We start from the raw sequence: 21,772 nt of genomic DNA on the forward strand, positions 1-21,772 counted from the left end.
AGTTATCCCAGCCGGGAATTCTCTTGCGACCTTTAGCGAAAAACTATGCGTAATCCAGCAAAACAAGAAGATCTGATTAAGGCGTTTAAGGCCTTATTAAAAGAAGAAAAATTTAGCTCGCAGGGCGAGATCGTCACTGCGCTCCAGGAACAGGGCTTTGATAATATCAACCAGTCCAAGGTTTCGCGGATGCTGACCCGCTTTGGCGCCGTGCGCACGCGCAACGCCAAAATGGAAATGGTTTACTGTCTGCCTGCCGAGCTGGGCGTGCCGACCACCAGCAGCCCGCTCAAGAATCTGGTGCTTGATATCGATTATAATGACGCGCTGATTGTGATCCATACCAGCCCTGGCGCGGCGCAGCTGATTGCCCGCATGCTGGACTCGCTGGGCAAGCCCGAAGGCATCCTCGGCACCATCGCCGGTGACGACACGATTTTCATTACCCCAGCCCGCCACGTTACCATCAGACACCTGCGTGATTCCGTCCTGAAATTATTCGATCAGGAACTATAAGCCGCCGGTTTTTATGCAGTTCTTTATCGTTTTCCCCGCGCGCCGGCGACCGTTGGCGCGTTGTCTTTTCTCTCTCCACTCCGTTAAAAACAGCATAATACACTGGCTTATTGCGCTGACATCGCCGTTAACCTTTATGGACTCCCGTCTCGCAGTGTGATCTGCCACAAAGAAGCGCACAAATAGTTAAATTGATCTATCTCAATGTTTTTACGCATATTTAACGCAGCCAGAGCAACTTATAAGCGTTTTTTATAACTGAACGTTATTAAAAAGTGGTTAACGGCTTAAATATCGCAACAAAACATTATTAGCCTGCTATTAATATTTTACGTTATCAGATCTATAATCCTTTTCGTGATGTGAATCACACTAACAACACGATAAAAATAATGACGAGGAAAATTTTCATGAACGTAAAAACTACCGTGGCTGCCGCCAGCCTGCTCTCTCTGCTCTCTTTTGGTGCTTTTGCAGCTGAATCTGTTAACGCGGATCAGGCGCAAAACATGCAATCGATCGGCACCGTTAGCGTGAGCGGCGTCAGCGCATCCCCTATGGATATCAATGCCCAGCTGAGCCAGAAAGCCGACGCTCAGGGCGCTAAAGCCTACCGTGTGGTCGAGGCCTATTTAAACGGCAACTATCACGCTACGGCTGAGCTGTACAAATAATCAACCTAACTCTGACGATAACCCCAAGAATAATAAAAGTTTTTTAGCCCTTTCGGTTATCGCCCTACTTCTGGAGCATCTGTTATGAACACGAAATTTACTATCGCCGCACTAAGCCTGGCTTCCGTTCTCTCTTTCGGCGCCAGCGCTGCCAACCTGGTAACCGATCAGCAGGTTGCCAACGAAAATCTGCAGTCTATGGGTACCATCAGCGTTAGCGGCATCGACGGCGCGCCAACCACCATCCGTCAGCAGCTTTCACAGAAAGCCGACGAACAGGGCGCGAAATCGTATCGGGTGATTGAGGCCTACAACAACGGCAACTATCACGCGACCGCAGAACTTTATAAATAAGATGGGCGACGGGCAGGCGTAAAGCCTGCCGCTATATCGACGACCTGACAGGTTTCAGACGCGGGTTGTTGAGGACAATGAGGAAGAAAATCATGAAAACAACTTTAGCCGTATTAAGCCTGCTCTCCGTACTTTCCTTCGGCGCTTCAGCTGCACAGCTGGTTAACGCAGAGCAATCGCAGCATCTACAATCCGCCGGCACCATTTCATTAGGCGGCGTGGCGGGCGCACCGATGGATATTCGTCAGCAGCTGTCGCAGAAAGCGGATGAACAAGGCGCCAGCGCCTATCGCGTTATCGAAGCGCGCAACGACAACACCTGGCACGTCACCGCCGAGCTGTATAAGTAATTCCTCGTCACCGTTACCCTGACGGTTATATGACGAACCTTTTGGCCCGTTCGCCGGGGCCTTTTTTCGTTTCAGCGCACGTTAAATCGTAGCTGCCCTTCCAGCTCTTCCTCCGCTTCGTCAAACAGCAGGATCAACGCGCCGTAGCGCCGTCTCTGGCCTGTGCCAAGATGCACAAATTCGATCTCCAGCGGTAACGGCAGCGATCTGTCGCTCACCACTTCCCACAGGCTGTCCAAATCGGTAATAAGCCGATCGCCCAGTGAAAAACGATCGCTGAACTGTCGGAAGAAATGCGCCTGATCCACGATTTCATTAAAATCAAAAATTTCTGTTCTCATACTGCCGCTCCACAGGAAAACGGTCGGGCGACGCGTGGCCGCCCGGTGAGTTACAGTCCCCCGATATGCAGGGCTTTGACCTCTAAAAACTCTTCCAGTCCCAGCACCGATCCTTCCCGTCCCAGCCCGGACTCTTTCACGCCGCCAAAAGGCGCCAGCTCGGTGGATACCGCGCACTCATTGATGCCGATCATGCCGCTTTCCAGCGCCGCCGCTACGCGGAAGATGCGCTGGACATCACGGGTATAGAAATAGGCTGCCAGACCAAATTCGGTATCGTTGGCGCGGCGGATTACCTCTTCTTCGCTGTCAAAGCGGAAACAGGCGGCGACCGGGCCAAACGTTTCCTCTTTGGCCAGCTTCATGTTTTCATTGGCTTCGGCAATCACCGTCGGCTGCCAGAAATTGCCGCCGAGCGCGTGCCGGTCGCCGCCGACGACTATCTTGCCGCCTTTCGCTTTGGCGTCTTTAACATGCTCTTCCACCTTATCTACGGCAGAAGCCTCAATCAGCGGCCCGACAATCACCCCTTCTTCCATGCCGTTACCCACCTTCAGCTTGCCTACCTCTTCCGCCAGCTGGCTGACAAAACGGTCGTAAACGCTGTTGTGAATAAAGAAGCGGTTAACGCTGACGCAAACCTGGCCCGCGTTGCGGAACTTGTTGGCGATGGCACCTTTAACGGCGGCGTCGATATCCGCATCCTCAAAGACGATATAGGGCGCGTTGCCGCCCAGCTCCATCGACACTTTTTTCATCGTCTCAGCGGCGTTACGCATCAGCAGCTTGCCGACTTCCGTTGAACCGGTGAAAGAGATTTTCCTGACCGTCGAACTGGCCATAATGGCTTCGCTGATGGCTTTGGTATCGCCCGCCACCGCGTTCAGCACGCCGTCCGGCACGCCCGCTTTTTTCGCCAGCGCCACCAGAGCAAAAGCCGACAGCGGCGTGTTATTAGCGGGTTTGATAATGCCGGTGCAGCCTGCGGCCAGCGCGGGGCCAAGCTTGCGCGTCAGCATTGCCATCGGGAAATTCCAGGGCGTAATAGCAGCGACCACGCCGATGGGTTCGCGCGTCGCCAGAATGCGCGATCCCGCTTTGGCCGGCGGAATGATTTCACCGTTAGCGCGCTTTGCCTGCTCGGCAAACCACTGAATAAAGCTGGCGGCGTACTCGACTTCACCCTCGGCTTCTTTCACGGGCTTGCCCTGCTCCGCCGTCATCAGTTTGCCCAGCCAGGCTTTGTTGTCGATAATCAGCTGATACCAGCGGTAAAGGATTTCGCTACGCTCTTTAGCGGTTTTCGCCCGCCAGGCGGGAAAGGCTTTGGCGGCGGCGGCAATCGCCCGTTCGGTTTCGTCTTTTCCGGCGCGCGCGACCTGAGTAATGACTTCACCGGTGGCCGGGTTCAGTACGTCAAAGGTTGCGCCGCCCTGCTGCCATTGACCGTCGATAAAAAAGCCGGTCTGAAATAAGTCGTTGTCCTGAAGCGAGTTGCTCATACTGTTCTCCCATTGGATTACCGTTGGGATAAGTATAGATGGCGGCCTGCATGACAGGCCGCAAGAAGGGCAAGAAGCGGAGATCTCTTAATCAGATTTGCAGCAGCGTGGTCTGATATTTTTTCAACATGCTCGCCAGGCGCTGCACGGGCTCGGTGACGCTTAGCGGCGCCTCGTAATGCACCAGCTTTTCCTGATAGATAGCCAGTTCCGCCAGCAGCCGCTCGAAGTAGTGGCGTCGTTTGGCGTCGCTGCCTGCCGAAATAACCCGATCCGCCGTATGCCGCAGCTGCTTGTGGAAAGCAGAAAGATCGCTGTTAACCGGGATATCGGCATCGCGCAGGCGCTGGTGTCCGATAATCAACGTCAGCGCGATACGAAACTTGTTGATATCGCCCGGAAAAAGATTCAGCAACATAAACAGCTGCTGGTACAGCGCCGGCAGATGGTTCTCGCGACGGCGGGCCTGATTGGTGGTCATGGCCGCCACGGCGGAATACATAAAGCGGTTCAGCAGCGTGCGTCCGGTCCGCGCTTTTGAGGTGTCGCGAATAAGCAAAATGACCAGCAGCGCCAGGAAACAGCCGATCGCCTGACCGAGCGCGTTATCCAGAAAGGCGCTGACGTTAAAGGTCATGGGATTGTCCAGCGTCAGGATATTGATGGTGCCGACCAGCGCGCCCAGCGTGCCGATCTGACGGCGCTGAATAAGGATGCCGCCGATAAAGGCCATCACGCCCAGGCAGAGGCAGAGCAGCAGCATACTTTGCTGCGTGGCGGGCATCAGCACCATGTAATAGAGCGCCCCTAAGGGGATCGCCACCATCATGCCGTACAGAAAATCCTTCGCCATCATCAGCGGGTTCGGCATCCTCATCGCCAGCGCGGTGATCACCGCGAGCATCACCATTGCGCCGCTGCCCGATGTCCAGCCGCTCCACAGCCAGAACAGCGAACCGACCGCCGTGGCGACAAAAGTGCGCACGCCGTTGATCAGCGCGTGGCGCGTTTCCGCCGAGCGCATTTTTACCACCGGCTCGCCATCCAGCACTTCTTCTTCCATGCCGCTGATGCTGCTGTTGGTTTTTATGCCTTTCAGCAGCAGCAAATAGCGTGAAGCCGCGCCGACCCAGTTGCTGACGGTGACCGGCGTGTTTTTGCTGCCGCTGGCGGTGATCACGCGGCGCATAATTTTCATGCGCTTATGGATATCGGCGACGTTCTCAACCGGCTTTTCAAAGAAAAGGTGAAACTGCGGCGGCACATATTCCTGACGAGTATTCTGGATCAGAAAAGTTTCGCAGGCCTGGGTAATCAAGGTCAGCGACAGCGTATTTAACGCGCGCAGTCGCCTGTCCGCTCGCTGCCAGTGGCCTGACTCCATCATCAGATGGGTACGCATTCCGTTCAGCGCGGTGGTGCGACGCACCAGATCGGTCCAGGCTTTGTCGACCTCTTCTTTGTCGCCGTGCGCCACGCAAAGCTGCATCAGCTTGTACTGATCCACCAGCAGCCCGTCGATAGCGCGATCGATATCCTGTTTGATGGAGCGCGGCGAAAACAGCATGTCGGCCAGAATGGCGCAGACGATGCCGATAATGATTTCGCTACAGCGCTCGACGGCAAACTGCGGCGCCAGCAGCACCGAGCCGTTAGCGTCCAGGCTGACCACGATAATCAGCGCCGTATAGCCCGCCAGGCCCAGCGCATAGGAGTTTTCAACTTTGATTAAGGAGGAAAGCCAGACGCAGAAACCGGCCCACAGACAGCACAGCAGCAGCATCACCACCGGCGCGCGGATGGTGGCGATCATAATCGTCAGCGCGGCCAGGCAGCCGATAAAGGTGCCGATAATACGCAGCATCCCGCGATGGCGCAGCGCGCCGGAGAAAGGATCGCCGCCCGCGGCAAAGGCCGTGCCGCCTGCGACGATACAGGCGGTCATTACCGCCCAGCGCGGCGTTTCCAGATTAAAGTGAAAGCCGATCAGCAACGCCAGCAGAATGGCGAAGGTCAGCTTGATCGGAAACCGCAGTTGATACCACATGGCGCTTAGCCGAACTCACGCAGGCGGTGCATCAGCTTCATCGCCGGCGACATCTCCTGCGGCTGACGATCCTGAGCGCCCGTCACAATCACGGTTGCCGTCGTGCCGGCAGGATAAAGATTGCCCTGCTGCTGGTCGAGATGAATACGTACCGGCACGCGCTGCGCCAGACGCACCCACTCCAGGTTGGAATCGATGGTCGCCATGCCTTTGCTGTCGACGGTGCTGCTGCTGTTGGTCACGCCAGCGGCCACGCTGTCAACGGTGCCCTGCAGCACGCGGTTGCTGCCCAGCGGCGTGATCTCCACGCGATAGCCGGGACGCACGCCTTCCAGCTTGGTTTCTTCCATATAGGCCAGCACGTAGAAGGTGTGCTGCTGCACCAGCGCCACGGCGGTAGAGCCGCGCGTGATAAATTCGCCGCGATAGACGTTCAGGTTAGTGATCCAGCCGTCCGCCGGGGCTTTGACCACGGTACGCTCCAGATCCAGCTTCGCGGTATCGCGCGTGGCGACGGCTTTCGCCAGCTGGTGTTCCGTAGTCTGGTAATCGCTGTTGGCCTGCTCGATAGCCTCACGCGACATAGCAGAGACGCCGAGCTGATTGCGGCGGCCTGCCTCACGGCGTTTTTCACTGACCAATGCCTGGTAATAGGCCACGTCCGCTTCCGCCTGGTTCAGCGCCTGCTGATAGCGCGGCTGATCGACCACGAACAGCACCTGGTCCTTTTTCACCAGCTGGTTATCCCGCACGCGCACGTCGGTGATCAGGCCGCTGACGTCTGGCGCGATAGCGACCACGTCCGCCGTGAATTTTGCGTCGCGCGTCCACGGCGATTCTGTGTAGTAAACCCAGACGTGGAAAATACCAACAACGGCAATGACCACCAGGATAAGGGTGATGGCAAACCGGGAAATTTTTCTTGTTAACGCTTTCACTGTGACCTCAGACAAACAATCGGGAAACCAGGTAGAACAGGCAGCAGTAGAGTGCTGTATTAAATAACGCAGGATGCCAGACCAGGTCATAGATCCCGGTGGGCGTAAGCAAACGACGCACCAGCCAGAACAGCATCAATGACACGATAATCTCAAAAAATATGGGCGGGAAGGAGAGCCCAAATATCACAATAACCGGAAGCACGCTCATCTCTTATCCTTGTCGGGTTTACCGGGCGCTCCGCCACAAAAAAACGGCCGCCCCGGACAGGGTGGCTGCTGCTCTACGGATGATGATGTCAGATTAACCGCAGACGGTCTTATCAAAAACCGGCGCTGTATGAATAATAGCGTATTCAGGCGTCAGCATTTCGGCGAGTTGAGTTACGGAATGGTAACCCGGCGATGCTATAGTAACGCGGCTGACTATCTGTTTTCTACCAAATGTGATCTAAATCACTTTTAAGCCAGAGTTAATAATGGAAAGAATGAAGGGCATGTCCGTGTTTGCGCGTGTGGTGGAGCTGGGCTCTTTTACCGCTGCCGCCAACCATCTGCAAATGAGCGTTTCCGCCGTCAGCCAGATCGTGGCGAAGCTGGAGGATGAGCTACAGGTCAAGCTGCTGAACCGCAGCACGCGCAGCCTGGGCCTGACCGAAGCCGGAAAAATCTATTTCCAGGGCTGCCGCAGGATGATGTCGGAAGCGCAGCAGGTGCACGAGCAGCTGTACGCCTTCAACAATACGCCGATCGGCACGCTGCGCATCGGCAGCTCTTCGACCATGGCGCAGAACGTGCTGGCGAATATGACCGCCGAGATGCTGAAAGAATATCCTGGCCTGACGGTGAACCTGGTTACCGGCATCCCTGCGCCCGACCTGATCGCCGACGGACTGGATCTGGTGATCCGCGTTGGCGCGCTGCGCGATTCCAGCCTGTTCTCTCGCCGCCTTGGCTCAATGCCGATGGTGGTCTGCGCCGCCAAAAGCTATCTGGCGCAGCACGGTACGCCGGAAAAGCCTTCGGATATCGGCAACTTTTCCTGGCTGGAGTACAGCGTGCGGCCCGACAACGATTTTGAGCTGACGTCGCCGGAAGGCCTCGCCATTCGCCTTTCGCCGCAGGGACGCTTCGCCACCAACGATTCGCAAACGCTTATCCGCTGGCTGGTGGCCGGAACGGGCATCGCCTACGTGCCGCTGATGTGGATCATTGACGAGATCAACGCCGGTAAAATCGAGATCCTGTTTGCGCACTATCAGTCCGATCCCCGGCCGGTTTATGCGGTTTATACGCAGAAGGACAAGCTGCCGCTGAAGGTACAGGTGTGTATCAATTATCTGACGGATTACTTCCATAAGGTGGCGGACGTGTACCAGGAGTATCGGCAGAAATAAAAAAGGCGAGCCGCTATGGCTCGCCTTTTCGTGGTCGCTATCCGTCAGGCGGTGCCGCCCACGGTCAGCTTATCCAGCTTCAGGGTCGGCTGGCCAACGCCGACCGGCAGGCTTTGCCCTTCTTTGCCGCAAACGCCCACGCCTTTATCCAGCGCGAGGTCGTTGCCTACCATCGAGATTTGCTGCATCGCCTCAATACCGGAACCGATCAGCGTGGCGCCTTTCACCGGTTTGGTCACTTTGCCGTTCTCAATCAGATAGGCTTCCGAGGTCGAGAAAACAAATTTCCCGGAGGTGATATCCACCTGACCGCCGCCGAAGTTTGGCGCATAGAGGCCATACTCGACGCTGGCGATGATATCTTTCGGCGTCGACTTGCCTGCCAGCATATAGGTGTTGGTCATGCGCGGCATCGGCAGATGCGCATAGGATTCGCGGCGGCCGTTGCCGGTAGGCTTAACGCCCATCAGGCGGGCGTTCAGCTTGTCCTGCATATAGCCTTTCAGCACGCCGTTTTCGATCAGCACGTTGTACTGGCCCGGCACGCCTTCGTCATCCACCGCCAGCGACCCGCGCAGGCCTTCGATGGTGCCGTCATCGACCACGGTGCAGAGATCGGACGCCACTTTCTGGCCAATCTGGCCGCTGAACACCGAGGTGCCGCGACGGTTGAAGTCGCCTTCCAGACCGTGACCAACCGCTTCGTGCAGCAGCACGCCAGGCCAGCCCGCGCCCAGCACCACCGGAATGCTGCCCGCCGGCGCCGCGACGGCGCTCAGGTTGACCAGCGCCATCCGCACCGCTTCACGCGCCCAGGCTTCCGCACGGGTTTCGCCGGACTCGTCGGCCAGGAAAAATTCGTAGCCGAAACGGCCGCCGCCGCCGCTGGAGCCGCGCTCGCGCTTGCCGTTGTCCTCAACCTGCACGCTTATCGACAGGCGAACCAGCGGACGCACGTCGGCCGCCAGCGTGCCGTCGGTGGCCGCCACCAGCACCATCTCGTAAACGCCGCTCAGGCTGGCGCTGACTTCCTGTACACGCTTGTCCGCCGCACGCGCCGCAGAATCCACGCGATGCAGCAGCGCGATTTTCTCTTCACGGGTCAGGCTTTGCAGCGGATCGGCCGTTGGGTAAAGCGGGCGGTTCATTACCGCGCCCAGCGTGTGCGATTTGCCGTTGCCCTGCTCGCGCACAATACTGCGCGCCGCCGTGGCGCTTTGCGTCAAAGCGTTCAGCGTGATCTGATCGGCGTAGGCGAAGCCCGTTTTTTCGCCGCTGATGGCGCGCACGCCGACGCCCTGATCGATGTTCCAGGAGCCGTCTTTGATAATCCTGTCTTCCAGCACCCAGGATTCGTGGTAGCCGGACTGAAAATAGAGGTCGGCGTAGTCCAGCTTGCGTTCCGAGAGCTGACCGAGAAGGGAAAAGAGATCCTGTTGGTTAATATTATTAGCAGTTAGTAACTGTTCACTTACCAGATTCAGACTCATGTATTCTCGCTCTGTTTGGGAGCCAGTCGCCGCTGGCGTCGTAATCTCTATAGCCTGAGGCAATTCCCCGGTCACGTCAAATTCACTTCGCGCTCTTTTCTCGCGGCTTGCGCAGCACTTCGTCAATTTGCGGCTTATCGAGCGGCCCGGAAAGATGGTAGCGCAGCACCGAGATCTTATTCCACAGCGGCGCCAGCGCCTTGCTGGCGGCAAAGACCGCTGCGCCGACCACCGGATTAACGGCGAACGCGGCGGCGACGCCGACGGTCGCGGAAATTTCCGGCGCGACCACCGCTTCCATATCGATTTGCCGTTTCACCAGGTCGATTTTGCCCTGCATGGCGATGTCAGCTTCCAGGCCATCCACCAACAGGTTATCGGTACGCAGCACGCCCTTTTCAATCCAGGCGGTGCCGTTAATGGAATCAAAATAGAAGCCCTGACTGAAAGTGTCGGTGAAATCAAGGCGCAGCTTGCGCAGCAGCGCATCGAAACTGACCAGCCGCAGCAGCTGACCGGCGCGGCCGGTATTCACATCGGCAATCTGTCCGGCGCCCATGTGCGATTTCAGCACGCCGCTCAGCGTCGCCACCGACGGCTGCCACGGCGCGGCCTGCCAGTGAAGATCGTAATCGATGTTAAACGGCGCATCCCGCAGCGGCGAATTCATGCCGAACCAGTTGGTGGCATCGTCAACTTTTTTGCCGCTGAGCGAGCCTTTCAGCGCCGTGCGCTGCGCGCCCGGCTGGTTGACCCATTCGCCTGCCACCTTCAGTTTTGCGCTGCCGATATCGATCAGGCCGTTTTGCAGCTTTAAGGTATCGCGGGTGTGGCTCAGATCCGCCGCCATCCGGCCGAAGCGCTGGCCGCGCAGCCAGCATTCGTTGCAGCTCAGATTAACGGCGGGCCAGCTGCTGAAATCAATTCCGCTGGCCTGCTCGCCGGAAAACGGCGTGGAGCCGCTGGCCGCTGGCCACTGCGGGTTGTAATAGAGGTAGCTGAGCTGGCCCAGCCACGGCGCGTGCTGTCTCATTACCAACTTGCCGTCGATCTCGCGTCCTTTGGCCTGCACCACGTTTTCGCCCGCTACCGTCTGGCTCAGCGTTGCCTCCAGATCGTGCCAGCGCTGCCCGCCCAGCGTCAGCGCCGGCGTGCGCAGCGTGATATCGCCCGGCAGATAAGCCTGTCCGCCGCCTGCGCCTGTGCCGCCCGCCAGCAGCCCCAGCCAGGCTTCACCATCCAGCGGCGGCAGATTAAGCGTCATGCCTGACGTTGCCGGCAGCGGCGGCGTTTGCGTGGCGTCATTTTCCCAGATGCCGCGATCGACGCGTGGCTTACCCAATAGCCAGCGGCTGTTGAAACGGTGCTTTTCACCTACCGCGCCATGCAGCGTAAAGGCCGACAGATCGCCCTGCGCCTGAACGCGGATCGGCATCGGCGCAGCCCGCTCTTTATCCAGCGGCGAAGGTAAGTTACTGCTTACATTTTTCAGATCGCCGGTCAGCGAGACCTTGTAGTTCGCGCCTCCGCCGTGCGGCAGCGTAATGGCGACCGCGCTTTGCCAGCTGGCGCTGCCGTTCAGTTTTTCGCGCAGCGCCTTCGGCACCGCGTCGATTTTGCCCGGCTGCCAGTCGCCTTTAAGATCGACGCCGATAGCGTAATGCTTTTCGCCTTCCTGGGTAGTAAACGTGACGCCCATCGGCTGCCCGAACCAGCTGGCGGTCAGCGGCTCGCTTTGCAGATTGCCGTTGTCGTAAGTGAAGCGGCCGCTCAGCTGTTTGATGGTGCTGTTAAGCGGTTTAATAAACAGCGAATTATTATGCAGAGCCACATCGCCGCTGGCTTTAACTTCCTGCCCATCCAGCGGGATATTCAAATGTAAGCGACCGCTTACATCGCCGCCGATCTGTAGCTCGTCCAGCGCCGCGCCCAGCGTTGGCTTCAGCGGCGTCTGGTTAAAGTAGCGGCCGATTTCCGTGCCCGCCCCGCTGATATCGCTGTCGATAATCAGCTTTTCTTTCATATAGTCAGGAATAACGGCGGCAACGTTTTTGCCCTGCACGTTGCCCAGCATTGCCCGATCCGCCTTCATAAACAGGCCGTCGTTGATAAAGTTCAGGTTGATATCCAGCTTTTCCAGATCCGGCCAGCCGGGCTGGAAGCGATAGGTCGCCTGACGCAGCGGCACCCAAACCTGGAACATACCGTCGTTGTGTTTGAAAGGGAAAAGCTGGGGATTGCCCGCAAACAGCAGCGTGGCGTTTTGCGCCTGCCCGCCTTTGATGGCGCCGCTGAGATAGTCGACCAGTTTGGTGCCCATCAGCGGTTCCGGGAAGTAGCGCCAGGCGTCTGCCGCATCGGTCAGGTTAATGCCGGCCAGAATATCCAGCCGCGGCGCCTGCTCTTTGGCCTGCGCCCAGGTGAAGTCGCCCTTCGCCCACAGCGAGCGCGCCTGCACATCCAGATCCCGTCCGGCCAGCGTGACGCCCTGCTCGTCGCTCCGCCAGCTGAAGGCGCCGCTGGCCTGCGCGATTTGCAGCGGCGCGCGGAACATGGTGCCATCGGGCAGCGAGGCATCTTTCAGCCTGAAATTCAGCTTGCCGTCCGTGACGCTGCCGGTAAGCGAGCCGCTAAAATGCTGCATTCCCGGCAGCAGCTCCCAGTGCTGCCAGCTCAGATTTTGCCAGCGGGCCTGAAAGCGGGTTTTCTCCGGCTGCTGTAAAGGAATATCGGCGGCCAGCGCCTGAACTTCGCCGTGCGGCTGCAGCGTGCGCCAGTTAGTCAGCAGCGTCGGCGTCACTTTGGAAAACAGCGGCAGCAGCGCATCGATACGCTCAAGCGCCAGATGGGTGGCGCGTATGCGTAGCTCTTCCGGGCTGGACGAGCGTTGCGGCAGCCAGAGCAGCGATACCCGCCCTTTTGGCCAGGCTATGCCGTCGGTATGCAGGCTGGTTCTCGGCATTTCGGCACGCCAGCCCTGCTCAACGCGGCTGATATGGGCGGCGAGGTTATCCACGGTGAAGTGGTGTGCCTCGTTTTCGCCCTGCCATTCCGCGCCGCCTTTCTTTAATAAGATATCGCCGCTGTGGATTTCGCCGTTTTCAAGGCTCATCCAGGCAGCCAGCGAGAAGCGGGCGCTTTTCAGCGTGGTGTTGTCCTGCATCCACTGGCCCAGCCAGGGTTTGACATCCACATCGTCCGCCTGCATCCAGGCGCGCCCGGTATCGAGATAGCCATTGGTGTCGCTGAGATCGAGACGCACCTGTACCACGCCGTGCTGGCCGGTAAAGCTGGACAAACTGACCAGCCCTTCCGCACGGTGACGGTTTTTTTCGTTCAGCCAGGTAAGCTGCGGCATATCCAGCCTGGCGCGCTGCCCGGAAAGCGTCAGAAAACTGATCTGGCTTTGTTGCAAATCGAAGTGGTCAAACTGACGCAGAAAGAGATCGCTGAACTGGCCCGGCTTGAGCTCTACTTTGCCGCTGTCGCCGGCGGTGAGCGGCGTATTGGTGACGAGATCCAGTCGCCAGAAGACGAGATTGCGAAACTGCGGGCGTAGATGCAGCAGCGATTGCCAGACGTCAAAGGCCAGCGAAACGCGATCGACCTTCAGCGAGCCGCCGTCCTTCAGGCCGATATTAAGGGCTTTGATTTCCAGCACCGGGCCGAAATTCTCCCAACGTCCGTTAAGGGAAGCGGCTTCTACCGGCATGTCGATAGCGCTGGAAAGGCGCTGCAGCAGAGGCGTGCGCCAGCTGTTGATATGCGGCATCGCCAGACGCAGGCCGCTGACTATCAGCGCAATAATAACGACGATTATTGCGCCGGTCAGTAGCAAGATCCTCGGCAATTGCCTCACACACCTCTCCTTGATGCCCGTCACTGCGGGCAATAACTGTATTTATCCCCGGTGGGGCGCGCTGGCTTTGTTCTGAGCGGGATAGCCGATGGCTTACATCATCACCACGTCAAACTGCTCCTGAGTATAGAGCGGTTCAATCTGTACTTTCACCTGCTTGCCGACGAATATCTCTACTTCCGCCAGCGCATGGGATTCGTCGGTTTTCAGCGCCTCGCCAACCGCAGGCGAAACGTAAACCAAAAAACGGTCCGAATCGTAGGCGTGATGAACGCGGACTATTTCGCGCATGATCTCATAGCAGACGGTTTCCACGGTTTTCAGCGTGCCGCGTCCTTTGCAGACCGGGCAGTCCTGACACAGCACATGCTCAATGCTTTCCCGCGTGCGTTTACGGGTCATCTCTACCAGCCCAAGCTGCGAGAAACCATTGATGCCGGTTTTAACCCGATCCTTACTCAGCGCCTGCTCCAGCGAGTGCAGCACGCGACGGCGGTGATCTTCGTTATTCATATCGATAAAGTCGATAATGATAATGCCGCCGAGGTTGCGCAGACGCAGCTGGCGGGCGATCGCCTGCGTCGCCTCGACGTTGGTGTTAAAGATGGTTTCATCCAGATTGCGATGGCCGACAAAGGCGCCGGTATTGATATCGATGGTGGTCATCGCCTCGGTTTGGTCGATGATCAGATAGCCGCCGGATTTCAGCTCCACCTTGCGATCCAGCGAGCGCTGGATTTCGTTTTCCACATCGAACAAATCGAAAATCGGCTGCTTGCCGGTGTACAGCTCCAGCTTTGCCGTCATTTCAGGAATGTATTCGCTGGTGAACTCCACCAGATGTTCCCACGTCTGACGCGAATCGATACGGATACGATCCAGGGCGGCCCCGGCGAAATCGCGCAGGATACGCTGCGACAGCGCGACTTCACCATAGAGGCGGCAGCGGGTTTTATTGCGCTTTTTGCGCTCGATGACCTTAGTCCACAGACGTTTTAGAAACGCGGCGTCGGAAGCCAGCTCCTGTTCGCCCACGCCTTCGGCGGCGGTGCGGATAATATAGCCGCCCAGCTCGTCGCAGTAGGCGGCCACCACGGACTTAAGACGCTCGCGCTCCGCTTCGCTTTCTATACGTTGCGAAACGCCAACGTGCGACGCGCCCGGCATAAAGACCAGATAGCGCGAAGGCAGCGTGATATCGGTGGTGAGACGCGCGCCTTTAGTGCCCAGCGGATCTTTCACCACCTGCACCATCAGATCCTGTCCCTGGCGAACCAGTTCGGAAATATCGCGTACGGAAAAGTTTTTACGCTCGTCGCCCGCTACGCATTCGGTATGCGGCATGATGTCGGAAGCGTGCAGAAAGGCGGCTTTTTCCAGCCCGATATCGACAAAGGCAGCCTGCATGCCCGGCAGAACCCGGCTGACGCGCCCTTTATAGATATTGCCGACAATGCCCCGGCGCGCTTCGCGTTCAATATGAATTTCCTGCAGAATGCCGCCGTCAATATAGGCGACGCGCGTTTCCGAAGGGGTAATATTTACCAGAAGTTCAGCCGTCATCTTGTTCCCTTACCTCACGCAGCGCGTGAAACTGGCTCAGCAGCTCAGCCGTTTCCACCAGGGGCAGCCCCACCACCGCGTGATAGCTTCCATTGATTTTTCTGACGAAATTCCCGCCCAGTCCCTGAATGCCATAGGCGCCCGCTTTATCCATCGGCTCGCCGCTGGCGATATAGGCCGCAATGTCCTCCTCGCTCAGCAGGCGAAAAGTGACTTCCGTTACCACCATGCACGCCAGCTGCCGTTGCCGATCGGCCAGCGCGACGGCCGTCATCACCTGATGCGTCTGGCCGGAAAGTTTAGCCAGCATCGCGGCGGCGGCGGCCTCGTCTGCCGGTTTCTCCAGCACTTCGTTGTTCAGCACCACAATGGTATCGGCGCCCAGCACCGGCAGATCCTGCTCCGCCACCGCCACGCCGGCCTGCGCTTTTTCCAGCGCCAGACGCCGGACGTAGGCTTCCGCCATTTCGCCGGGCTGCTGCCGCTCTTCAACCTGCGTGCTTAAACGCGCAAAACGCAGACCAAGCTGCGTAAGTAATTCACGACGACGGGGAGAACCGGAGGCCAGGTAAAGGGATATCATACTCTTCCTTATTGTACGGCAAACTGGCGACGTATTTTTCTCATCAGCAAGAACAGCCAGGGCCACAGAATACCGTCTATTACGCTGCTCCAGAAGATTTCCGGACGAAACGAGACGTTAATAACTAAAAATTCCGCCCAGAAGACAATGACATCCATCGCCAGCGACAGCACCATCACCATCAGCGCCTGCTGCCAGAGCGCCAGATTGCGGAATAGCTGGAATTTAAACGCCACCAGGTAAGCAAGGATGCTGAAAGCCAGCGCACGCACGCCCAGCGTCGAGCCTGAAATCAGATCCATTATAGATCCCATCACAAAACCCGTGCCGACATTCACGCGATGCGGCAGCGCCAGCACCCAGTAAATCAGGATCAACAGCAGCCAGGAAGGCCGGAACATATAGAGCTGATCGGGCCACGGCATGATTTGCAGCACCAGCGCCACCAGAAACGAGCACCAGATAACCCAGCGACCATGGCTGCGATAGCTGCTCAAGGCTGGCCTCTGCGCGAGGCGGGCGCGGCAGCGGCAGGCGCGGCCTGAGCCGCAGGCGTTGTCTGGCCGGTTGTCGATGCGTTATCCGGCGCAGGCGGCCCCATCATTTCGCTGGCGGCCGGCAGCACCTGCGGCATCATCTGCATCAGGCGCTCGTTGGCGACGCGGTGCACTTCATCCGGCGCCATCGGCATGGTGCCGTTGCGATCCGCGCCCCACAGCAGCAGCAGATAGCGCAAGCGTTGCAGGCCCGCCGTCGGACGCGCCTGGATCACGGTATAGGCGCGCTGCGTATCGAGCTTCACGGAGGACACCACGCCGACCGGGTAGCCTTCCGGGAAGCGACCGCCGAGGCCGGAAGTGACCAGCACGTCGCCCACGCGGATATCGGTGTTGCCCGGCAAGTGCTCAAGCTGAAGATCTTCCGTACAGCCGTTGCCCGCCGCAATCACGCGGATATCGTTGCGCAATACCTGAATCGGCAGCGCGTGAGAGGAGTCGCAAATCAGCATGACGCGGCTGGTGATTTTACCGACGGCGACGACCTGGCCGACCACGCCTTTATCGCTGATAACCGGCTGGCCTTCGTAAACGCCGTTTACGCTGCCTTTGTCGATTACCACCTGATCGGTATAGGGATCCGTGCCGGTAGAGATGACCTGGGTGACCATCTTGTGCTCGTCCTGACGCAGCGGCGAACCAAGCAGCTCGCGCAGACGCGCGTTTTCCTGCTTAAATTGCCCCAGCATCAGCAGCTCGCTGTTTTTCAGCATCAGCTCGCGATGCAGGGCTTTGTTTTCCAGCTCAAGCTGCTGGCGAGAGGCCAGCGTGTCGGAAACGCTGTCCAGAATCTGACGTGGCCCGTTGGCCAGAAAATAGAATGGGCTGACCGCCGTATCCATGTAGGTGCGTATCTGGCTGAAAGCGCCCATACGGCTGTCGGCGATAATCACGCCTATCGCTACCACAACTGCCAGAAACAAGCGTAACTGCAGGGATGGGCCCCTGCTGAAGATCGGCTTCATAAACTCGGCGTATTCCTCGACATCATTAACAAGACGCGCGGGACCCGCGCGCCTTCATGGCAAATTATTCTTCGCTGAACAAATCGCCGCCGTGCATGTCGATCATTTCCAACGCCTTACCGCCGCCGCGTGCGACGCAGGTCAGCGGATCTTCAGCCACTACCACCGGAATACCGGTTTCTTCCATCAGCAGACGGTCGAGGTTGCGCAGCAGCGCGCCGCCGCCGGTCAGCACCATGCCGCGCTCGGAGATGTCAGAGGCCAGCTCTGGCGGACACTGTTCCAGCGCAACCATCACCGCGCTAACGATGCCGGTCAGCGGCTCCTGGAGCGCCTCCAGAATTTCGTTGGAGTTCAGCGTAAAGCCGCGAGGCACGCCTTCCGCCAGGTTACGACCGCGCACTTCGATCTCACGCACTTCGTCGCCCGGATAAGCGGAGCCGATCTCATGTTTGATTCGTTCAGCGGTGGCTTCGCCGATCAGCGAGCCGTAGTTACGGCGCACGTAATTAATAATGGCTTCGTCAAAGCGATCGCCGCCGATGCGCACGGAAGAGGAGTAAACCACGCCGTTCAGAGAGATCACCGCAACTTCCGTGGTGCCGCCGCCGATATCGACCACCATTGAACCGGTCGCTTCCGAAACCGGCAGGCCAGCACCGATAGCGGCTGCCATCGGCTCTTCAATCAGGAAAACTTCACGCGCGCCTGCGCCCTGTGCGGATTCACGGATCGCACGGCGTTCAACCTGGGTCGCGCCGACAGGCACACACACCAGCACGCGCGGGCTTGGGCGCATAAAGCTGTTGCTGTGAACCTGTTTGATAAAGTGTTGCAGCATCTTTTCGGTCACAAAGAAGTCGGCGATCACGCCGTCTTTCATTGGACGGATAGCAGCGATATTGCCGGGGGTACGACCCAGCATCTGCTTGGCGTCATGACCTACTGCCGCGACGCTCTTTGGGGAACCGGCACGATCCTGACGAATAGCAACGACGGAAGGCTCATTCAGAACGATGCCCTGTCCTTTCACATAAATCAGGGTATTGGCGGTACCCAGGTCGATGGACAAGTCGTTGGAAAACATGCCACGGAATTTTTTAAACATACTGAAGGATAATCCTGCTAGCTGGGGGCGGATAATAAAATCCGCTTACTTTACCAACCACACGAAGCAGCGACAAGGCGCAAAAACGCTCTACTTCGGTGAAAAATCACGCTATCTCTCGCCTGAGTCACAACCCAAAAAACTACGCGAGCAGAATGCCTGAGTTCAGGCGCATCGCCCCTGTTTTAAGGCCGTTTTACGGACATAACGTACATGAATTTTTACATATTTAGGCACTGCTTTACCGCCCGTCAAACGTAGCCGGCACCACAGCTGCGCGGCTATTCTACGTGAAATCCGGCTTAACGGCAGACTAAACTCGATATCTTTGCGAATATTTTTTCATATCGCCTGTCAGCAGCTGCGAAGGAGCAAAAAAATCGCCCTGGCCGCCGTTTATCCCTGACTCCGTTAAGGTTTGCCATTCACTTCGGGTTTTTACGCCTGCGGCGAAAACCTGCGTTGACGTTCCCTTGCAGCTTTCGAGCAAACTCTGCACAAACAGCTGATTCTCCTTGCGACGGTCAATATTGCGCACCAGACCGGGATGCAGCTTGATCAGTTCCGGCGACACCACCTTGATGTAGACCGTGCTGACCAGCGTTAACCCCGCCTGGATAATGGCAATACGGCAGCCAAAACCTTTCAGTAAATGAAAGGCGCCGTGCAAGCGGCAGAGATGTTGACCTACATCCGCTTCCGCAAGTTCAAATAAAATACGGTTTCTTTGTGATTTAGTGTATTGCAGCAGCATATCGCGCAGCCAAATCTGGAAAGGACGCTGCAGGAGCGCATCGATCGTCAGCGGTATCGCCAGCGTTTCCTCCGGCCAGGCCTGGATAAAGCTCAGGATGCGGCTTACCAAAATTCGGTCATAACCTTCGGCCATGCCCAGCTGCTGCACCAGCGGCAGATATTCAGCCGCCGCCAGCTCGGTTTTTCCGTCAAAGATCCTCGGCATGATTTCGCGATGGTGCAGCCGCCCTTCCCGCGTTACCGCCGGTTTCTGATACAAACGCGGCCCGCCGCGACTGAGGGTATTTTCCAGCAGCGTGCGCCACTTGACGCTGCCGCGGCTCAGCTCCGGCGCCGGTTTTTCGCTGACCGACCAGTTATTGCCGCCCAGCAGCGCCGCGTGCCGCGTGGCCAGCTCGACGTTTTCCATGACCTGCTGCGTGGTTTGCCCGCTTTGCCAGGCGCTGATGCCGATATGGATCATATCTTCCCGATCCAGCATGCGCGTGGGCGGCAGCGCGTCCACGGCTTTGATCAGCTGGGAGGCGATGCTGTCGGCATCCTTCAGGCTGCGATGCGGCAGCAGAACGGCGAAATCACTGCGGAAATAGCGTGCCAGCAGCGCACCGGGATAGCGCATCACGAAGGTAGACAGCAGGTTCACCAGGCCGAAAAGGTAATCCTGCACGGGCGCATGGCCCCAGTTGTCACGCAGCGTGTCGAGATCCGGCAGGCGGATCATCATTACCATGCCGTGCGCGCCGGCGGTTTCGCTATCTTCCAGCAGCGTGGCCAGCTGGTTGTCGAAGAAAAGGCGGTTATGCAGGCCGGTCATGGGATCCTGCGCGGCGAAAGCCCGGATCAGCGTATCAACACGATTGCGGCGCTCGGAGGCTTCCTGCAAATCGCCGAGCAGCAGATCCAGCGCGCTGCTGGCCTTGGGCGGCCACTCCAGTACGGAACCCGGGCGCACGGTTTCTCTTTCGCCCCTCAGCACTTTTGCCGCGCGATTTTCCAGCCGCTCCATGCCTTCAAGCTGTCGGTACAGCCAGCGATGCGAGAAAAACAGGATTAGCAGCAGGATGCCGATCGCCAGCACCAGCAGGCTTAAGATGGACGCGCCAATAAAGGACATCAGCCAGGTTTTCGCGCTGTCTATCCAGACGATATGCAGCACGTACCGGGCATGTTTGCTCAGAGGGATAACGCTGTTGCGATAGCGGTTAGGCTCATCTTCCATCAGCGCATCCTGATGGCGGGAAAGGGTTTTAACGGGCTGATTATTTACCATGAAAGTGATGCGAACAACCTGTAAAGGCCCCATCACCTGCGACAGCCCCGGGGCTATCTGGTCAGGAGATTGATGGTCGAGTGCCCTGTCGATGTCGTCCGCCATCGTCTGCAGACGATGCTCAGCGCGCAAATCGCTAAGGTAATAAAAGCTCATTACGCCGCCCACCAGCATGACAAGCATGACCAGTGCGCTGACAAAGGTAATCATTGCGGAGAGTTTGGTGGTTAATCGCATCCTTGTGCTCTTTGGCTACCGTGAAAGAGACGCCGTAGCAAAAAGCAGTAACGGCGAATGGCTTTGCAGAGACCTTCCTCATGCTTTTATGCATCTTAAACAAAATTTTACTGATTGCCGGGAGTATAGTGAGGTCAGACTTTTATTATACCTTTCCGTTCCATTTTCAGGAGATTCTCATGCACGCACTGGTTCTCGAACAGTCCGAAGGCAAAACCCTGGCCACGGTAAAACAGCTCAGCCCGGACGCCCTGCCGCCGGGCGAGGTGACGGTAGATGTCAGCTGGTCAGGCCTGAACTACAAAGATGCGCTGGCGATTACCGGCAAAGGGAAAATCATCCGGCAGTTTCCGATGGTGCCCGGCATCGATTTTGCAGGCCAGGTGCGCCATAGCGAAGATCCGCGCTTTCATACCGGACAACAGGTGCTGCTGACCGGCTGGGGCGTAGGGGAAAATCACTGGGGCGGCCTGGCGGAACAGGCCAGGGTAAAAGGCGACTGGCTGACGCCGATGCCGGAAGGGCTTGATGGCCGTCGGGCGATGATTATCGGCACGGCCGGCCTGACCGCTATGCTGTGCGTCATGGCGCTGGAGGAAGGCGGCGTGCGGCCTGACAGCGGCGAGGTAATAGTGACCGGCGCCAGCGGCGGCGTGGGCAGCACGGCGGTTTCCCTGCTCAGCTCGCTCGGCTATCGGGTGACAGCGGTAAGCGGCAGATCCTCCACCCATGACTATCTTCACCAGCTGGGCGCCAGCGAGATCCTGCCGCGTGAGGCTTTCAGCGCCGACAGCCGACCGCTGGAAAAACAGCGGTGGGCCGGCGCGGTGGATACCGCTGGTGATAAGGTACTGGCGAGCGTGCTGGCGCAGATGAACTACGGCGGCGTGGTGGCGGCCTGCGGCCTGGCGGCCGGATTTGCATTGCCAACCACCGTAATGCCTTTTATTCTGCGCAACGTGCGCCTTCAGGGCGTTGATTCCGTTACGGCACCCGCAGAGCGTCGCCTTGCGGCCTGGAAAAGGCTGGTTAAAACGCTGCCAGACGCGTTTTATCAGCAGGCGACAACGGAAATTGCGCTGGTCGATGCCGCTGCCAGCGCGGCCAAACTGCTTAATAACGAGATTACGGGCCGGACGCTGGTAAAAATTCGCTAGCGCGTTATATCACCTGGCGTGCCGATCCCGCCAGGTGGTTTTTATCGCGCGCCGCTTGCCGCCCGGCGTAGCGAACCCGCCTTATATTTACCTTTCTTCAACATTCAC

Annotated in this window: 19 protein-coding genes; 6 read left to right on the plus strand and 13 right to left on the minus strand. The window is 58.0% G+C overall.

What is annotated here, in order from left to right:
* Positions 1-45: 45 nt before the first annotated feature.
* The 4 genes from argR (at position 46) to yhcN (ACA373_RS19645) (ending at position 1,894) form a co-directional block, all read left to right on the plus strand.
* Complete coding sequence (argR, locus tag ACA373_RS19630; RefSeq protein ID WP_125287067.1) at positions 46-516, plus strand: transcriptional regulator ArgR; 471 nt, start codon at positions 46-48, stop codon at positions 514-516.
* Between the two features lie 410 nt (positions 517-926).
* Positions 927-1,190, plus strand: a complete 264-nt coding sequence (gene yhcN, locus ACA373_RS19635) for a peroxide/acid stress response protein YhcN (protein WP_253457832.1) — start codon at positions 927-929, stop codon at positions 1,188-1,190.
* 84 nt (positions 1,191-1,274) lie between these two features.
* A complete protein-coding gene (yhcN, locus tag ACA373_RS19640; protein ID WP_253457830.1) occupies positions 1,275-1,544 on the plus strand; it encodes a peroxide/acid stress response protein YhcN in 270 nt (89 codons plus the stop codon).
* Positions 1,545-1,636: 92 nt separating this feature from the next.
* Entirely contained in the window at positions 1,637-1,894 is a 258-nt protein-coding gene (gene yhcN, locus ACA373_RS19645; RefSeq protein WP_253457828.1) for a peroxide/acid stress response protein YhcN, read from the plus strand.
* A 71-nt stretch (positions 1,895-1,965) separates the two neighbouring features.
* Here the strand turns inward: yhcN (ACA373_RS19645) and ACA373_RS19650 are convergent, their stop codons facing one another.
* The 5 genes from ACA373_RS19650 to aaeX form a co-directional block, all read right to left on the minus strand.
* Positions 1,966-2,235 carry a hypothetical protein gene (locus tag ACA373_RS19650; protein ID WP_253457826.1) on the minus strand — a complete coding sequence of 90 codons (270 nt, stop codon included), beginning with the start codon at positions 2,233-2,235 and terminating at the stop codon, positions 1,966-1,968.
* Positions 2,236-2,285: 50 nt separating this feature from the next.
* Positions 2,286-3,737, minus strand: coding sequence for an NAD-dependent succinate-semialdehyde dehydrogenase (locus ACA373_RS19655; protein WP_301250735.1), 1,452 nt, complete (start codon positions 3,735-3,737; stop codon positions 2,286-2,288).
* A gap of 91 nt (positions 3,738-3,828) precedes the next feature.
* Positions 3,829-5,784, minus strand: coding sequence for a p-hydroxybenzoic acid efflux pump subunit AaeB (gene aaeB, locus ACA373_RS19660; RefSeq protein ID WP_253457823.1), 1,956 nt, complete (start codon positions 5,782-5,784; stop codon positions 3,829-3,831).
* A 5-nt stretch (positions 5,785-5,789) separates the two neighbouring features.
* On the minus strand, positions 5,790-6,722 hold the full coding sequence (aaeA, locus tag ACA373_RS19665) for a p-hydroxybenzoic acid efflux pump subunit AaeA (RefSeq protein WP_253457821.1): 933 nt from the start codon (positions 6,720-6,722) through the stop codon (positions 5,790-5,792).
* A 7-nt stretch (positions 6,723-6,729) separates the two neighbouring features.
* On the minus strand, positions 6,730-6,933 hold the full coding sequence (gene aaeX, locus ACA373_RS19670) for a p-hydroxybenzoic acid efflux pump operon protein AaeX (protein ID WP_034890367.1): 204 nt from the start codon (positions 6,931-6,933) through the stop codon (positions 6,730-6,732).
* A gap of 268 nt (positions 6,934-7,201) precedes the next feature.
* On the opposite strand from aaeX, the gene aaeR reads away from it, so the two are divergent.
* Positions 7,202-8,119: an HTH-type transcriptional activator AaeR gene (gene aaeR / locus ACA373_RS19675; RefSeq protein WP_125287059.1), complete on the plus strand. Its 918-nt coding sequence runs from the start codon at positions 7,202-7,204 to the stop codon at positions 8,117-8,119.
* A gap of 44 nt (positions 8,120-8,163) precedes the next feature.
* Here aaeR and tldD read toward each other — a convergent pair whose 3' ends face one another.
* The 8 genes from tldD to csrD form a co-directional block, all read right to left on the minus strand.
* On the minus strand, positions 8,164-9,609 hold the full coding sequence (gene tldD / locus ACA373_RS19680; protein ID WP_370734980.1) for a metalloprotease TldD: 1,446 nt from the start codon (positions 9,607-9,609) through the stop codon (positions 8,164-8,166).
* 82 nt (positions 9,610-9,691) lie between these two features.
* Entirely contained in the window at positions 9,692-13,468 is a 3,777-nt protein-coding gene (gene yhdP / locus ACA373_RS19685; RefSeq protein WP_370734981.1) for an AsmA2 domain-containing protein YhdP, read from the minus strand.
* Positions 13,469-13,561: 93 nt separating this feature from the next.
* Complete coding sequence (rng, locus tag ACA373_RS19690; protein WP_253457817.1) at positions 13,562-15,031, minus strand: ribonuclease G; 1,470 nt, start codon at positions 15,029-15,031, stop codon at positions 13,562-13,564.
* Positions 15,021-15,614 carry a nucleoside triphosphate pyrophosphatase gene (locus tag ACA373_RS19695; protein ID WP_253457814.1) on the minus strand — a complete coding sequence of 198 codons (594 nt, stop codon included), beginning with the start codon at positions 15,612-15,614 and terminating at the stop codon, positions 15,021-15,023. Before ACA373_RS19695 ends, rng begins: the two co-directional genes overlap by 11 nt.
* 8 nt (positions 15,615-15,622) lie before the next feature.
* Positions 15,623-16,111: a rod shape-determining protein MreD gene (gene mreD, locus ACA373_RS19700; protein WP_253457811.1), complete on the minus strand. Its 489-nt coding sequence runs from the start codon at positions 16,109-16,111 to the stop codon at positions 15,623-15,625.
* Positions 16,108-17,136: a rod shape-determining protein MreC gene (gene mreC, locus ACA373_RS19705; protein WP_301250738.1), complete on the minus strand. Its 1,029-nt coding sequence runs from the start codon at positions 17,134-17,136 to the stop codon at positions 16,108-16,110. The genes mreD and mreC overlap by 4 nt, the downstream gene beginning before the upstream one ends.
* A gap of 64 nt (positions 17,137-17,200) precedes the next feature.
* A complete protein-coding gene (gene mreB / locus ACA373_RS19710; protein WP_003855260.1) occupies positions 17,201-18,244 on the minus strand; it encodes a rod shape-determining protein MreB in 1,044 nt (347 codons plus the stop codon).
* 313 nt (positions 18,245-18,557) lie between these two features.
* Positions 18,558-20,507: an RNase E specificity factor CsrD gene (gene csrD, locus ACA373_RS19715; protein WP_253457804.1), complete on the minus strand. Its 1,950-nt coding sequence runs from the start codon at positions 20,505-20,507 to the stop codon at positions 18,558-18,560.
* 179 nt (positions 20,508-20,686) lie between these two features.
* Here csrD and ACA373_RS19720 point away from each other — a divergent pair, with 179 nt between their 5' ends.
* Positions 20,687-21,664, plus strand: coding sequence for an oxidoreductase (locus tag ACA373_RS19720; RefSeq protein ID WP_370734982.1), 978 nt, complete (start codon positions 20,687-20,689; stop codon positions 21,662-21,664).
* Positions 21,665-21,772: the final 108 nt, after the last annotated feature.

This window comes from Erwinia sp. STN24 (assembly GCF_041320675.1).
GTDB lineage: Bacteria > Pseudomonadota > Gammaproteobacteria > Enterobacterales > Enterobacteriaceae > Erwinia > Erwinia aeris.